This window comes from Lentzea sp. NEAU-D7 (assembly GCF_026242055.1).
Taxonomy (GTDB): Bacteria; Actinomycetota; Actinomycetes; order Mycobacteriales; family Pseudonocardiaceae; genus Lentzea.
Map to the genome: position 1 here is coordinate 24,935 of NZ_JAPJDL010000003.1, position 15,128 is coordinate 40,062.

General features: G+C 69.9%; 15 protein-coding genes. 1 reads left to right on the forward strand and 14 read right to left on the reverse strand.

Annotation, left to right across the window (positions count from 1 at the left end; translation table 11 throughout):
* Positions 1-6: 6 nt before the first annotated feature.
* The 8 genes from ORI60_RS06900 to ORI60_RS06935 all read right to left on the reverse strand — a co-directional run bounded on the left by ORI60_RS06900 (position 7) and on the right by ORI60_RS06935 (position 7,816).
* Complete coding sequence (locus ORI60_RS06900) at positions 7-789, reverse strand: thioesterase family protein (RefSeq protein ID WP_266035522.1); 783 nt, start codon at positions 787-789, stop codon at positions 7-9.
* Positions 786-1,682, reverse strand: coding sequence for a proline dehydrogenase family protein (locus tag ORI60_RS06905; RefSeq protein WP_266035524.1), 897 nt, complete (start codon positions 1,680-1,682; stop codon positions 786-788). Before ORI60_RS06905 ends, ORI60_RS06900 begins: the two co-directional genes overlap by 4 nt.
* Positions 1,683-1,761: 79 nt before the next feature.
* Entirely contained in the window at positions 1,762-2,607 is an 846-nt protein-coding gene (locus tag ORI60_RS06910; RefSeq protein WP_266035526.1) for a sugar phosphate isomerase/epimerase family protein, read from the reverse strand.
* Positions 2,604-3,872, reverse strand: coding sequence for a hypothetical protein (locus ORI60_RS06915; RefSeq protein ID WP_266035528.1), 1,269 nt, complete (start codon positions 3,870-3,872; stop codon positions 2,604-2,606). Before ORI60_RS06915 ends, ORI60_RS06910 begins: the two co-directional genes overlap by 4 nt.
* Positions 3,872-4,852, reverse strand: coding sequence for a Ppx/GppA phosphatase family protein (locus tag ORI60_RS06920; RefSeq protein ID WP_266035530.1), 981 nt, complete (start codon positions 4,850-4,852; stop codon positions 3,872-3,874). Before ORI60_RS06920 ends, ORI60_RS06915 begins: the two co-directional genes overlap by 1 nt.
* 27 nt (positions 4,853-4,879) lie before the next feature.
* Positions 4,880-5,560, reverse strand: coding sequence for a response regulator transcription factor (locus ORI60_RS06925; RefSeq protein WP_030477953.1), 681 nt, complete (start codon positions 5,558-5,560; stop codon positions 4,880-4,882).
* Positions 5,557-6,729 (reverse strand): sensor histidine kinase, encoded by a 1,173-nt coding sequence (locus ORI60_RS06930; RefSeq protein ID WP_266035532.1) that lies wholly within the window; start codon positions 6,727-6,729, stop codon positions 5,557-5,559. The genes ORI60_RS06925 and ORI60_RS06930 overlap by 4 nt, the downstream gene beginning before the upstream one ends.
* 340 nt (positions 6,730-7,069) lie before the next feature.
* Entirely contained in the window at positions 7,070-7,816 is a 747-nt protein-coding gene (locus ORI60_RS06935; RefSeq protein ID WP_266035534.1) for a phosphoglyceromutase, read from the reverse strand.
* Between the two features lie 137 nt (positions 7,817-7,953).
* Between ORI60_RS06935 and ORI60_RS06940 the strand changes: the two genes are divergently transcribed.
* The gene (locus tag ORI60_RS06940) at positions 7,954-8,511 is read left to right on the forward strand and encodes a dihydrofolate reductase family protein (protein ID WP_266035536.1); all 558 of its coding nucleotides are present in this window, start codon (positions 7,954-7,956) and stop codon (positions 8,509-8,511) included.
* Positions 8,512-8,569: 58 nt separating this feature from the next.
* On the opposite strand, the gene ORI60_RS06945 is transcribed toward ORI60_RS06940, so the two are convergent.
* From ORI60_RS06945 to ORI60_RS06970, 6 genes are all read right to left on the reverse strand, one after another.
* The gene (locus ORI60_RS06945) at positions 8,570-10,135 is read right to left on the reverse strand and encodes a 4-coumarate--CoA ligase family protein (protein WP_266035538.1); all 1,566 of its coding nucleotides are present in this window, start codon (positions 10,133-10,135) and stop codon (positions 8,570-8,572) included.
* Between the two features lie 411 nt (positions 10,136-10,546).
* Positions 10,547-11,368, reverse strand: coding sequence for a DUF4349 domain-containing protein (locus ORI60_RS06950; RefSeq protein ID WP_266035540.1), 822 nt, complete (start codon positions 11,366-11,368; stop codon positions 10,547-10,549).
* A gap of 81 nt (positions 11,369-11,449) precedes the next feature.
* Positions 11,450-11,929 (reverse strand): YbjN domain-containing protein, encoded by a 480-nt coding sequence (locus tag ORI60_RS06955; RefSeq protein ID WP_030477947.1) that lies wholly within the window; start codon positions 11,927-11,929, stop codon positions 11,450-11,452.
* On the reverse strand, positions 11,926-13,173 hold the full coding sequence (mshA, locus tag ORI60_RS06960) for a D-inositol-3-phosphate glycosyltransferase (RefSeq protein ID WP_266035541.1): 1,248 nt from the start codon (positions 13,171-13,173) through the stop codon (positions 11,926-11,928). The genes ORI60_RS06955 and mshA overlap by 4 nt, the downstream gene beginning before the upstream one ends.
* Positions 13,170-13,934 (reverse strand): alpha/beta fold hydrolase, encoded by a 765-nt coding sequence (locus ORI60_RS06965; RefSeq protein ID WP_266035543.1) that lies wholly within the window; start codon positions 13,932-13,934, stop codon positions 13,170-13,172. Before ORI60_RS06965 ends, mshA begins: the two co-directional genes overlap by 4 nt.
* 43 nt (positions 13,935-13,977) lie before the next feature.
* On the reverse strand, positions 13,978-15,117 hold the full coding sequence (locus ORI60_RS06970) for a L,D-transpeptidase (protein ID WP_266035545.1): 1,140 nt from the start codon (positions 15,115-15,117) through the stop codon (positions 13,978-13,980).
* Between the last annotated feature and the right edge of the window lie 11 nt (positions 15,118-15,128).

Sequence of the window (15,128 nt, forward strand, 5' to 3'; positions counted from 1 at the left end):
CAAGTCTCACACAGCGGGGGTCAGCGCAAGCTGCCGTGCCTGGCACACCAACCGGCCGGCCGAGTCGATCACCGTGGCGTCCTCGTCGAACCACTGGCCGTGCACCGCCTGGCAGGTGACGTGGATGCGCAGCCAGCCGGGAGCGGGCCGGGCCCGCAGCAACGCCGTCAGCTGCACCGTCGGTGACCAGCCGAAACGACCGAGGTTGAACGTCACGGGCATCGACAGGTCGCCCGCGAGCAGCGCGAAGTACGGGTCTGGCTGCTCGTCGGTCGGCCGCGCCCAGAGCTTCAGCGTCAGCGCCCCGTCCGTGCGCCGGTCGAGGAACGTCGCCGACTCGCGGTCCACCCGCAGGTCGCACAACGCGCCCACCCGGTAGACCCCGCCGGTCGGGAACGTCGCCATCTCCACCGACCCCGGTGGCGGCGCGGCGGGCATCGACGGCAGGTTCACGTAGTCGGCCCGGTGCTCGGGTATCCGCCCGGTGGTCACCGAGGCCTCGACGCACACCTGGCCGCGCTGCTCCAGCGTCACCGCGATGACCGTCGCCGTCCGCCCCGCCTTGCGCACGTCGGTGCGGACCAGCACCGGCCCCACCTCCGGTGCGCGGAGGAACTGCGCGGACACGGCCAGCGGATCACCGTCGGCGACCTGAGCGGCCGCACGGGTCATCACGGCCAGGAGAAAACCGCCGTGGGGCTTCGGGCCCACGGTCCACTCGGCGGGCAGGGACGCGGTGAAGGTTCCGTCACCGAGCGACCGCACCGCGCTGGACTTCGAGAAGGTCATGAGCGGCTGGCCAGCGACCGCAGGAAAAAGGTCACGTTGGCAGGCCGTTCTGCAAGTCGCCGCATGAGATATCCGTACCACTGCTCACCGTAGGGAACATAAACACGAGTGCCGAGACGCCTCTGCTCCTCGGTCCTGATGCCGTAGAGCATCTGGTACTCGAAGTCAGTTTTGTCATACCAGCGGGCTCGTTCGCCAATGATCTCGATCAACCTCGGGTCGTGCGTGGCGAACATCGGGTAGCCCTCTCCAGCGAGGAGAACGTTCAGGCACCGCACGTAGTTCAGATCAACCTCGGATGGATCCTGAATCGCAACCTCGGGAGGCTCCGCGTAGGCCCCCTTGACCAGCCTGACCCTGCTCCCGGGCCCGGAGAGCTGCTTGCAGTCGTCCAAGGTCCGGTGCAGGTACGACTGCAGCACCGCACCGACCCACGGCCAGCTGCGGCGCAGTTCGTGCAGGACCCGCAGGGTGGAGTCGGTGGTGGTGTGGTCCTCCATGTCGAGCGTGACCGTCGTCCCGCACTGCTCGGCGGCGGCGCAGATCCGGGAGGCATTCGTCAGGGCGAGCGCTTCGTCGAGCGACTGTCCAACTGCGGACAGCTTGACGCTCACCTCCGCCTTCTCGGCCAGCCCTGCGGCGTGCAGCGCGTCGAGCAGCTCCAGGTACGCCTGGACGGTCTTCTCGGCCTGGGCCTTGTCCGTGGTGTCCTCGCCGAGGTAGTCCAGCGTCACCGGCAGCCCGAGGCCCCGCACGACCTCGACGGCGTCGGCGGTGGTCTCCCCGGCGACGAACCGCTTCACGACATCGCGGCTGATGGGCGCGTTGGCGACGAGATGGCGGACCGTCTCGTTGCGAGACGCGGCCATGATCAACGCTCGCAGCGGGTTCACACCGGGAACCCTAACCCGGACGAGCCGCGGCAGTGCCGAACGACCCTTGCCGGAACACTCGCCGGACCGGCACCGGGCCTCAGCGCGACAGCCCCGGCCGAGCCTTCCCTGCGCCGCCCTCGGCGGACCAGTCGAGGTGCAGCCGTGCGAACAGCAAGGCCTCCGCGAGCATCTCCCGCCGGGCGGCCGCGGATCCGGCCCGCCGGGTGTTGACCTCCAGCACGACCTGCCCGTCGAACCCGCCGCGGGCCAGCAGCTCGCACAGCTCCGCACAGGGCTGGGTCCCGCGCCCAGGCACCATGTGCTCGTCCTTGGGCGCCCCGGACCCGTCGGCCAGGTGGATGTGCCGGAGCCCGTCCCCCATCCGCTTCGCCAGCTCCAGCGCGTCCATGTGCGCGGCGGCGGAATGGGACAGGTCCAGCGTGTAGTTCCGGTGCCCGACGTCGGTCGGGTCGACGGAGGGCTTGAACGCGTTCATCTCCACCGACCGCCCCCGCCCGAGGGGCCGGCGCACGGGGAACATGTTCTCCACCGCGATGGCGATCCCGCTCGAGTCCTCGAGCGACGAGACCAGCTCGGCGAACCCGTCCGCGTACTTGCGCTGCCACCGGAACGGCGGGTGCAGCACCACGGTCGGCGAGCCCAGGTCCTGCGCGGCCTGGACGGCCCGGCGCAGGCGCTCCGACGGGTCCGGCGACCACACCCGCTGCGAGATCAGCAGGCAGGGCGCGTGCACGGCCAGCACCGGCATCCCGGTCCGGGCCGACAGCCGGTCGACCGCCCGGATGTCCTGCGACACCGGGTCGGCCCACACCATCAGCTCGACGCCGTCGTACCCCAGTTCGGACGCGATCTCGAACGCCGCTCCGGCGGGCTGCGGGTAGACCGAGGCCGTGGAAAGCCCGACCGGGATGCGCGAGGTCAACTCTTCACCAGCAGCATCGCCGCTGGTGAGACGGTCACGATGAGGCCGACGAGCACGGCCAGGACGGTGGTCTGCAGATCGTCCGCTCGGCGGATCTTTCGAACCAGCAACACCAGACCCACGGTAACGGCAAGCGCCACCACGAGTGCGGCGGCGGGTACCGAGCGCCACAGGTAGTTGAACGCGAGCCACAGGCCCGCGCCGCCGAGCACGCCGACGGCGAGCTGGCCGATCATGATCAGCCATTCCTTGCCCGCCGAGCGCGGTTCGGCGTCCGCCTCCTCCTCGGCCTCGCCGGCGTCGTCGAGGCCGGCCGGGCCCTCGTCGTCGTCGGCGTCCTCGTCGTCCGCGAGGTAGTCGTCCTCGGGGCGGTAGACGGCGTACTCCTGCGAGTCGTCGTCCACGTACGGGCCGGGGTGCGCCGCGGTCGACTCCATCGGCGCCATCGACAGGTCGGTCTTGGCGGCCGCGTCGTCGTCGTCACCGAACCAGGCGTCGGGCACGTTGCCCGGCAGCGGGTCCGGCAGCTTGGGCGGGGCGGGCGGCACGATCAGCACGGACTCGGTCTCGAGCGCGGCGATCTTGTCCACCGGCGCCTTCGCCGGGATGCGCGGGAGCTGCTCCGTCATCGCCTCGCGCGGCGGGCCGGGAACCGGCATCTGCACCGACGGCGGAACCGGCTTCGGCGGCCGGGTGATGTTCGTGCGCGACGGCGTCGACTGGTCGAGGCGCGCCTCGAGGCGGCCGGGCACGTCCGGGCGCGGCATGCCCGAGTTCGACGGCTGGTCGCGGACCTGCGGCACCTGCCGGGTCTGCTCGGTGGCCGCGGGCGGCGGTGGCACGGGCGCGGCCGGCTTGGCCGGGGGCGGCGCGGGCATCGGCGGTGCGGGTCTGCGGACCTGCGGCGGCCCGGCGGGCGGCACCGGCATCTGCTGCGACGGCTGCGGCGCCTTCGGGGGCGGCGGCTTCGGCTGGTACGCCGTGCGCTCGGCGGCCGGGGGTGGCGGCGGGGCGGCCTGCGGTTCCGGGGCGGCGCGACGACCGGGCTGCGGTACGTCGTCGTCGCGGATCGCCATCAGGCGGCCGCTGTCGGACAGCACCCGCTCGATGATCGACTGGGGCGCGGTCTCCGGCTGCTGGACGTCTTCCTCGTCGTCAGCCCGGCGGCGTCGCCGACGTGGCGCACTCTCTGCGCTGCCCCCGTACTGGGCGAGCAGCTCAGCGACTGTGCGCTGCGTCTGGTCCGATCCGCTCTCTCGACTCATCAACTCCACCGTGCCCCGGTCTGGCCAGTCCGTCCAGTATCGCTCTGGTCCGTCCCGTCAGTGTGGTCCAGCCGTCGGAGGATGACACCCTCCCGGAGTGCCCAGGGGCAAATCTCCAGCTGCGTGAGTGACAGGGCTCGCATTGTGGCCTCCGCGACCAACGCCCCCGCGACGAGCTGGTGGGCGCGCGACGTGCTCACGCCTTCCAGCTCAGCGAGGTCGCTGGCCGACATCCGGGAAATGAACGCGATCAGCTGCCGCAGGCCCGCGTCGGTGAGCACGCGTCGTGCCCTGGGCCCGGCAGACGATGGCGCGGCCCCGGTGAGCCGCGCCAGCGTTCGGAAAGTTTTTGAGGTCGCAACCACTCGATCGGGTTCACCCGCGCGTTTCAGCTTCCGCGCCACGGGCGCGAGCTGGTCGGCGAGCCAGTCGGTGGTCTCGCGGACCTCCGAACGCCGGGGCGGGTCCTTCTTGAACCGGGTCCTGGTGAGCCTTCCCGCGCCGAGCGGCACGGAGAAGGCCAGGTCCGGGTTCTCGTCGCGGCCGATGGCGAGCTCCAGGGAGCCGCCACCGATGTCGAGGCTCAGCAACTTGCCCGCGGACCAGCCGTACCAGCGGCGGACCGCGAGGAACGTGTACTTCGCCTCGTCCTCGCCGGAGAGGACCTTCAGCTCGACCCCGGTCTCGGTGCGCACCCGGTCGAGCACCTCTGCCGAGTTGCCCGCCTCGCGCACTGCCGAGGTCGCGAACGCCATCAGGTCCTCGCAGCCGGACCGCTTGGCCGACGCCTTGGCGGCGGCAACGGCACGAACGAGCTGGTCAGCCCCCGATTTGGAGAGCTGACCGGAGTCGTCGAGCTGCTCGGCGAGACGAAGGATCGTCTTCTCCGACGTCATCGGGATGGGGTGGGCACCACGATGCGCGTCCACCACCAGAAGGTGGACGGTGTTGGAACCCACGTCGAGAACGCCCAGGCGCACGCCGGAAACGGTACCTGGTCGTGTCCGTCAGGACTCGAACTTGTAACCCAGACCCCTGACCGTCACGAGGTGACGGGGTGCGGACGGGTCCGGTTCGATCTTCGACCGCAGCCGCTTGACGTGCACGTCCAGCGTCTTCGTGTCGCCCACGTAGTCCGCTCCCCACACGCGGTCGATCAGCTGGCCCCTGGTGAGGACGCGGCCGACGTTGCGCAGCAGGTACTCCAGGAGGTCGAACTCCTTGAGCGGCAGGCTGATGTCCTGCCCCGCGACGGTCACGACGTGGCGTTCCACGTCCATCCGCACCGGACCGGCCTCCAGGATCTGCGGGAGCAGGTCCTCGGACTCGCCGCCGCGGCGCAGCACCGCGCGGATGCGGGCGATGAGCTCGCGCGCCGAGTACGGCTTGGTGACGTAGTCGTCGGCGCCGAGCTCGAGCCCGACGACCTTGTCGATCTCGCTGTCGCGGGCCGTCACCATGATCACGGGGACGGCCGAGCGCTGGCGGAGCTGCTTGCACACGTCCGTGCCGCTCATGCCCGGCAGCATCAGGTCGAGCAGCACGATGTCGGCACCGTTGCGGTCGAACTCCTCGAGCGCCTCCTGGCCGGTGGCCGCGAGCGCCGCGGTGAACCCCTCCTTGCGCAGCAGGAAGGCGAGCGGATCGGCGAAGGACTCCTCGTCCTCCACGATGAGCACCCTGGTCACAGCTCTCCTCCTGGGTCACCCGTGCCCGACGGCACGAGAGTCGGATTCTGTTCGGCCGCCGCGGCGGGGATCCGCAGCGTGAAGGTGGACCCCGTTCCTGGCAGGCTCCACAGCTTCACCTCACCGCCGTGGTTGGCGGCGACGTGCTTGACGATCGCGAGCCCGAGCCCGGTGCCCCCGGTCGCACGCGATCGGGCCTTGTCGACGCGGTAGAACCGTTCGAAGACCCGGATCTGCTGGTCCTCGGCGATGCCGATGCCGCGGTCGGTCACCGCGATCTCGACGTGCCCGTCGACGAGCCTGCGGCTCACGCTGACCGGACTGCCCGGCGGCGAGTACGCGACGGCGTTGTCCAGCAGGTTCGTCAACGCCGTGACCAGCAACGACCGGTCACCGGGTACGACGAACCCGCTGGGCTCGTCGACGTTGATCGAGATGTTGACCGACTCGGCGGCGAGCTTGGACCGCGACAGCGCCTCGTTGATCACGACGTCGATCTCGGTGTCGCTCAGCTCCGGCAGCTTCTCCGCGCCCTGCAGGCGTGAGAGCGCGATCAGCTCGGTGACGAGCGTGCCGAGGCGGGTGGCCTCCTGCATGATCTTCGCGCTGAACCGGCGCACCTCGTCCTGGTCGTCGCTCGCGTCGAGGACGGCCTCCGCGAGCAGCGCCAGCGCACCGACGGGCGTCTTGAGCTCGTGGCTGACGTTCGCCACGAAGTCGCGGCGGGTCTTCTCCAGCCGCACGGCCTCGGACTCGTCGGTCGCGTCGACGACGATGAAGTCCTCGACGAGCAGCCGGACCTCGGCGTGCACGGCCTCGGGCTGCCGGCCCGTCCGGTAGCCGTCCAGCGGCGAGAGGTCGACGTACACGACCTCGTTGCTGCCCCGGACGCCCTCGGCGGCCTTGCGCGCCCGGTCGTCCACGCGGTTGTTGCGGACGATCCCGAGCTCTTCCGCGCGGGGGTTGTGCAGCACGACGTCACCGAAGTGGTTCAGCACCACGATGCCGTCGTGGGAGTCGTGCACGATCTGCTGGATCAGGTCGGCGACCGTGAGGCCTTCCGGCTTCCTGGGTTGCTTCGGAGCGGTGAACCGGCCGATGAAGAAAGCGGCGATCGCGCCGATGAGCGCGAGGCCGATCGACACAGCGAGGTAACCCGTTGTGGTCACGAGGCGAATGGTAAGCAGCTCAGAGGTGTCTTGGCCTAGTGCGGAAGCGTGAACCGTGATACCCGCGACACCTCAGTGGACGGTTGTTCCGTCCCTGGTCAGGCGCCGTTCACCCAACCGTGACAGTACTTGTTGGCCGCTGCTTCGCAGACGGCGCGCGAGTTCGCCGGGAAGTCGGTCGTCCGGGCCCCGCTTCGCGCCGAATCGCCTTCGGCGGTTGACACGAAGAGGGACCCGGACGACCGACGCGAACTCGCGATCCAGGTGAGGGCGGCCGACGCCCACTCGGGACGCAGAAGGGCGCACCCGGAGGCCGGGTGCGCCCTTTTCGGTGTGCTTTTTACCGCCCCTGGTTCGCCACTGCGGCGATGGCGTCCTTGGCGGCGTCCGGGTCGAGGTACTCGCCGCCCGGCTTGATCGGCTTCAGGTCCTCGTCGAGGTCGTAGCGCAGCGGGATGCCGGTGGGGATGTTCAGGCCCGCGATGGCCTCGTCCGAGATGCCGTCGAGGTGCTTCACGAGCGCGCGCAGCGAGTTGCCGTGCGCGGCCACGAGGACCGTCTTGCCCGTGCGCAGGTCGGGGACGATCGAGGACTCCCAGTACGGGATCATCCGCTTCACGACGTCGAGCAGGCACTCGGTCAGCGGCAGGTCGGGGCCGAGGTCCGCGTAGCGCGGGTCGGTGTCCTGGCTGAACTCGCTGCCGGGCTCGATGGGCGGCGGCGGGGTGTCGTACGAGCGGCGCCAGAGCATGAACTGCTCCTCGCCGAACTCCTCCAGCGTCTGCTTCTTGTTCTTGCCCTGCAACGCGCCGTAGTGGCGCTCGTTGAGGCGCCAGTCGCGCTTGACCGGGATCCAGTGCCGGTCGGCGGCGTCGAGCGCCAGGTTGGCGGTCATGATCGCCCGGCGCATCAGGCTGGTGTGCAGGATCTCCGGCAGGACACCGGCCTCGCGCAGCAGCTGGCCGCCGCGACGGGCCTCCTTCTCGCCCTTCTCCGACAGGGGAACGTCCACCCAGCCGGTGAAGAGGTTCTCCGCGTTCCACGTGCTCTCGCCGTGGCGGAGCAGGACCAAGGTTCCGACAGACATGGCGGCTAGCCTGCCATGCCGACCCGCCTGCCGTACCCCGGCAGGGCACCGTGATCCACGCCATGGGATCGGTCGCGACGATCCGCGGATTCCGCCGGCACCGATGAGTTCGCGGTCCGCACCGGGTCTGCACGTCCATGAGTGATTCGGATGCCGCTCCCGGCAAGGTGGTCGTGAACAGGTCGATGTCGCTGGACGGGTTCATCGCGGGTCCCGGCCACGAGATGGACTGGGCGATCGAGCACTTCAGGGACAACCCGTTCCCCGAGATCGAGCAGGCCACCGGCGCCATGCTCGTCGGCAGGGGCACGTACGAGGTCGCCAAGCGGATGCGCCCGGAGGACACGTCCTACGACGGCGGGCCGCAGTTCGTCCTGACGCACCGGCCGCCGGAGGAGCCGGATCCCGGCATCACGTTCCTCACGTGCGACCTCGCGGAGGCCGTCGCCACGGCGCGTGCGGCCGCGGGCGGGAAGGACCTGGAGGTCCTCGGTGCCGACCTGGCCAGCCAGTGCCTGCGGCGAGGACTCGTCGACGAGGTGCTGGTGTACGTCCTGCCGGTGCTGCTCGGCGACGGCGTGCGGTTCTCGACCCCCGACCTCGGGCGGATCGACCTGGAGCCGTTCGCCACCACGCGGTCGGGCCAGGTGACGATGCTCCGCTTCCGCGTGCGCAAGCCGGCGGTCCAGCACTGACGGCGAACGCCCTGGCGACGGTCGTCGCCAGGGCGTTCGTGGTCCGCTGCTTTCCGGATCAGGCCTGTTCGCGGGCCCGGAGGTCCTTGCGCAGGATCTTGCCCGCAGCCGACTTCGGGATCGCCTCGATGAACTCGACCACGCGCACCTTCTTGTGCGGCGCGACCTGCGAGGCCACGAACGCCATCACGGCGTCGGCCTCGATCGACGACCCCGGCTGGCGGACCACGAAGGCCTTCGGGACCTCCTCGCCGTCCGCGTCGCGCACGCCGATGACCGCCGCGTCGGCGATCTCCTCGTGCGTGAGCAGCACGGCCTCGAGCTCGGCCGGCGGGACCTGGTAGCCCTTGTACTTGATCAGTTCCTTGACGCGGTCGACGATCGAGACGATGCCGTCGGCGTCGATGACGGCCACGTCACCAGTGTGCAGCCAGCCTTCGTCGTCGAGGGTGGCGGCGGTGGCGTCGGGGTTGTTCAGGTAGCCCTTCATGATGTTCGGGCCCTTGCACCACAGCTCGCCGCGCTCGCCCACGCCGACGTCCTCACCGGAGGCGGGGTCGACCAGGCGGCACTCCAGGTTCGGGATGATCACGCCGACGGTGCCGACCGAGATGTCGTCACGGCCGTCCGGGACGGCGTGGCTGACCGGCGACATCTCCGTCATGCCGTAGCCCTGCACGACACGGCAGCCGATGCGCTTGCGCACGGCGGCGGCCAGGTCCTCGTCCAGCGGCGCCGCGCCCGAGAAGAGCGTCTTGAGCGGGGAGAGGTCGTAGTTGTCGACGATCGGGTGCTTGGCCAGGGCGACGGCGACCGGCGGGGCGATGTAGACGCGGTCGGTCTTGTACTCCGCGATGACCCGGAGGAACTCCGGCAGCTCGAACCTCGGCAGCGTCACGACGACACCGCCGATGTACAGGCCGCTGTTCATCAGCACCTGCATGCCGTAGATGTGGAAGAACGGCAGCACGGCGAGGATCCGGGTGTGCTCCCCGACGTCGGCCATGATCGGGTCGCACTGCACGAGGTTCGCGACCAGGTTGCGGTGCGTGAGCATCACGCCCTTGGGCAGCGCGGTCGTGCCGGACGAGTACGGCAGCACCGCGAGGTCCTCGGCCGGGTTGATCTCCACCTCGGGCACCGGGTGGTCGTTCGCCAGCAGTTCCGGCAGCGACGGGTAGCCCTCGGCGCCGTCGAGCACGACCACGTCGGTCACGCCGGCCTTCGCGGCGCCGGGAGCGGCGTTCGGCAGCAGCACCGACACCGTGAACAGCATCTTCGCGCCCGCGTCGTGCAGCTGGTGCGCGACCTCGTCGGGCGTGTAGAGCGCGTTGATCGTGGTCGCCGTGGCGCCGGCACGCAGGATGCCGTGGAACACGACGGCGTAGTACGGCGTGTTCGGGCTGAGGATGCCGACCACATCACCTTTGCCGATACCTCGCGCGGCCAGTGCGGCGGCCATGCGGTCGACGGCACCGGCGAGCTGCCCGTAGGTCATCGTCGCGCCGGACATGCCGTCGATCAGCGCGACCCGGTCCGCCCGGTCAGCGATATCGCCGAACAACAGCTGGTGCAGCGACACATCGGGGATCTCGACATCGGGATACGGACTGCGAAAGACCATGCGGCGACCTCATTCACTCGCTGTACAGCGCTGTACACCCAGCCTGTGGGCACATCGTGATCCAGCCCACTGGGCAGGTCAAGGACTCCTCGATCGCTACAGATGCGTTACTTAGCAGGTCTAAATACACTCGAATGGAGTAATACAAGCACTTGTGATCGCAAGGATGTATCTGAGAAGTTGATACCGCCTCCGCGAGTCGGCTCCCACGCTTACTCGACGAGCGCGAGGCACCGAGCGCGGTTCGTCATCCCCCCGTCGAATCGCGTGGCCCGCTTGGGATCCGCAGGCTCCCCCCGTCCACGGATCCACAGCAGCGGGGACCTTTGACGCGGGACGGCTCGATGCGACTCCCCCTCTCTCCCGAGCCGTTCCGCGCATCAACAAAGGCACACTCTCAGTAGAACTTGATCACGCTGCTTCGTTCATCCGGGTGACGCGCCTGCGCTTGCGCAGGAGGTAGACCACCACCGCGGCGGGCACACCCAGCGCCACCAGGAACGGCAGCATCGCGCCGACGCCGATCAAGATCACGCCGACGACCGCGACCAGCGCGTTCCAGCCGCCCGCCAGAGCGCCGAAGAACCCGACCTCCTCGGGCTCGGGCGCCGCGATCGGCACCGTCGCGACCCGGACGGTGAGCGTCGCCAGGGAGACCTGGCCCTTCAACGACGCGCTGCGCCGCTGCATCGACTCCAGGTCGGCCTGCCGCTTGGTCAGCTCCTGCTCGACCTGCGCGACCTCGGAGGTCGACCCGGCCCGCTCGAACAGCACGCGCAACCGCTCGACGCTGGCCTTCTGCGTCGCGATCCGCGCCTCGACGTCCACCAGCTGATCGGTGACGTCCTGACTGCGCACCTCGCTGCGGGTGACCTCGCCCACACTCGCGAGATCCCGGACGACCTTGTCCAGCTCGGCCGACGGCACCCGCACGGTCACGGACCCGGAGCTCTTGGTCGACTCCTCCTCGCCCGCGAACCCGCCGACGGCCGCCGCCCGGTCCTTGACCTGGCCGATCGCCTTCAGCACGTCGTCGCTGCGGAGGTCGACGTTCGCCGTGCGCACCAGCTGGCGTTCCTGCTGCTGCACCGGCTGCACGGCCTGCCCTGCGTTCTCCTGCTGCGGCGCCTTCTGCTGTGCCGCCTGCGGCGGAGCAGCGTCCTTGGCCGCCATCCCACTGCTGGAGCCGCTGCCGCACCCGGTCACGGCCAGCGACAGCAACGCGATTCCCACCCACACCCCTGGTCTGCGCATGCCCTTCGGACGGGCCGGGAGGAGCCGCGGGTTGCCGTCTAGGCCGAAACGAGTCGCCGGCTACTCCGAAACGAGATGTTGGAACGCCTGCAGGTTCGCGAGCGACTCGCCGCGCGACACCCGCCACGCCCACTCCCGCCGGATCGCGTCGGCGAACCCGATCTCGAGCAACGGGTTGAAGTCGCCGTCCGCCGCCTCCAGCACCTGCCCGAGCACGCGGTCCAGCTCATCAGGCGTCACGGCGTGCTTGCCGACCCGTCCGACCAGGTAGATGTCACCCTCGGCGTCGATCGTGTAGTGCACGCCGTACAGGCGTGCGTTGCGGCGCAGCAGGAACCGGTACACGTCCTCGAACGACTGGTCCGGGCGCCGGCACACGAAGGCCTCGACCACCAGGGCGTGCGTCGTCTCGACGAGCCACACGTTGGTCTGCAGCTTCTTGGTGCCCGGCAACGTCACGAAGAACTTGCCGGGCTCGCGACGGTCGTACTTCAGCTCCCGTTCGTCCAGGAACTCCTTGATCACAGCGTCGACGCTCAAGCGAAAACCTCCCGGCGGAACACTTCTGCCGCCTCTTGGTACCCCGCGAGCAGGGCATCAGTCGTGCGGTCCCACGAGAAGCGTCGCGCATGCCCCACGGCGTTGCTCGCCAGGTGCTCCCGCTGCGGCAGAGCGACCCCGTTGATCGCCGAGGCCCACTCGCCGGGCTCGTGCCCGTGCACGAGCACCCCGGACACGCCGTCGTTGACCGCCACCGGCAGCCCGCCGACGGCTGCCGCTACCACGGGCGTCCCGCACGCCTGCGCCTCCAGCGCCACCAGCCCGAACGACTCGTTGTGGCTCGGCACCGCGACCAGGTCCGCGGCCCGGTAGACCTCGGCCAGCGTCGGTCCCGGCTGCGGCGGCAGGAAGCGCACCACGTCCGTGATCCCCAGCTGCGCGGCCAGCTCCTCCAGGGCCTTCGGCCGTTCGGTGCCGGAGCCCGAGGGCCCGCCGACGATCAGCACGACCAGCTTCGACCGCAGCCCGGGATCGCGCACGAGCATCTCGGCGGCGGCCCGGAGCAGCACGTCGGGAGCCTTCAGCGGCTGGATCCGGCCGACGAACGCCAGCACGACCGCGTCCTGCGGGATGCCGAACCACTGCCGCGCCCGTGCCTGGTCACCAGGCGTGAAGCGGTCGAGGTCCACCCCGGGCGGCACGACGGCCACCTTGGACGGCTCCGCGTCGTAGAGCTTGATCAGCTCGCTGGCCTCGATGTCGGTGTTCGCGACGAGGCGGTCCGACTCGCCCACGACCTGCTCCTCGCCGATCACCCTCATCCGGGGCTCCGGCGCGTCGCCCTCGGCCAGCGCCAGGTTCTTCACCTTGGCCAGCGTGTGCGCGGTGTGCACCAGCGGCACGCCCCAGCGTTCGCGGGCGAGCCAGCCGACCTGCCCGGACAGCCAGTAGTGCGAGTGGATCGCGTCGTAGTAGCCCGGCTCGTGGCGTGCCTCGGCGCGCAGGACACCCGCCGTGAACGCGCAGAGCTGGCCGGGCAGCTCCTCCTTGCCCAGGCCCTCGAAGGGCCCCGCGGCGACGTGGCGGACCCGCACGCCGGGCGCGAGCTCGGCGACCGGCGGCAGTTCCGACGACGTGGCCCGCGTGAAGATCTCCACCTCGACACCGCGCTGGGCCATCCGGGTGGCCGTCTGCACGATGTAGACGTTCATCCCGCCCGCGTCACCCGTCCCCGGCTGTTCGAGCGGCGAGGTGTGCACGGAGAGCACCGCGACGCGCTTCATCGGGCGACTCGCAGGAGGTCGGCGGCGAACCGCTCCGGCCGTTCCAGGAAGGGCGCGTGCGCGGTGTCGGGGTACAGGCTCAACTCGGCTCCGGGGATCAGGGCGGCGGAGTACTCGGCGGCCGCGGGGGCGACCACCTCGTCTTGAGTTCCGTGCACGACCAGGGTCGGCACGTCTACGGCCTTCAACACGTCGGCGCTGCCCACATCCCTGCGGAACAGCTCGCCACGCACCTTATGGCTGACCGAGACCGCGGCGGCAGTGAGCTCGGTGACCTTCTCAGCAGGCAGGACGGGTGCCATGGCCGCGCAGAACGCGGCCATCACGGCGTCGTCGGTGATCGCGCCGGGCAGTGCGTTCCGCATCACCGGCCCGGTCTCGCCTCCGGGGCGACCGCGGCCGATCTCGGTGATGGCGCTCACGAACACCAGCGCGGTGATGCCGGCGGTGCCGTGGACGCGGAGGTGGTCGGCGATGACGAGCCCGCCGTAGGACCACCCGACGACGGTCGCGGGCCCGGTGTGGTCGAGCACGGCTTTGAGGTCCGCTGCCCACCGGGAGGAGTCGCGGTAGTCGCCGAAGTCCTCCGACTCGCCGTGTCCTCGCAGGTCGACGGCGTAGGAGTGGAAACCGGGCAGATCCCAGACGGCACCCGTCTGCGCCCAGCCGTGCAGCAGGACCACCGGCGGCGCGTGCGCCGGACCCGACTCACGTACGGCCAGTCGTCCCCCGCCGGCCGCCGTCACGTGTTTGAGGTGCACACCTGTACGAACGACCTGGTCGGGGGACGCATTCCCGCCGGTGCTACTTGATGGCGGACTTGCTCTTCCACTGCTCCCACGTGAGCTGCCAGTCGTACCAGTCGAACTGCGGCGGCAGCGTCGTGATCGAGCCGGTCACCTCGACCGGGTCACCCACGAGCGCGGAGTCGTAGTACGCCTTCGCGTCGGCCTCCAGCAGGTTCGCGCAGCCGTGCGAGGTGTTGTTCGTGCCGATGTTGGCCGCGTTGTCGTTGTTCTCGTGGATGAACTCGCCGTGGTTCGAGAACCGGACGGCCCACTTCTTCACGACGTTGGTGTAGCCGTAGCGCGGGTTGTCGAACGAGAACGTGTCGTTCTTCGCCATGACCACGAACGTGCCGTTGGGCGTCGTGAGCTCGGGGTCCGCGTCCTTGCCGAACGACGCCGGGTAGTCCGCGACCTGCTGGCCGTCGCGGAACACCTTGAGCCGGTGCGTCGGGTTGTCGATCTTCACGACCTGGTTGCGGCCGATGGTGAAGTCGCTGGTCACGTCGGCCTTGCCGAACGCGCCGCCGCCGTAGTTGACGCCGTAGAGCTTGGCCTCGACCTTGATCGTCGTGTTGGCGGGCCAGTACTTCTCCGGCCGGTAGTGCACTTCCTGGGAGCTGAGCCAGGCCCAGGAGCCCTGGACGTTCGCGGAGTTGGTGACCTTGAGCGCCTTCTCGACGGTCGCCTTGTCCTGCACCGGCGCCTCGAACTTGACCATGATCGGCGCGGCGACGCCGACCGTCTGGTTGTCGGAGGGCCAGAGCGTCGCGCGGGTCTGCGAACCGGGCGCGACGGTGGTGAACGAACCCTTGAGCTCGACGGGTTTGCCGTCGGAGCCGACGACCTTGCCGGTGTAGCTGTACGTCTTGCCGTAGCCCAGCGGCTCGGCGGTCGTCCAACCCGACCTGTCCTCGGTGAGGGTGCCCTTGACGTCGGCGCCCTCGGGTGACTTCAGTGCGACGGACTCGATCTTGCCGTCCACCACGGTGACCTGGACCGGGGTCGTGACCTGCACGTCCTTGGTTCCGTCGACCGGGGACAGGGTCACCTTCGCGGACGGCAGCGAGCTGTCCGCCTTGGGTGTGCCCGTCTCGACACTCGAGCAGCCGGTCAGCAGCGTCAGTCCAGCGACCAGCGCGACAAGTGTTCTCTTCACGGTTTCGACCT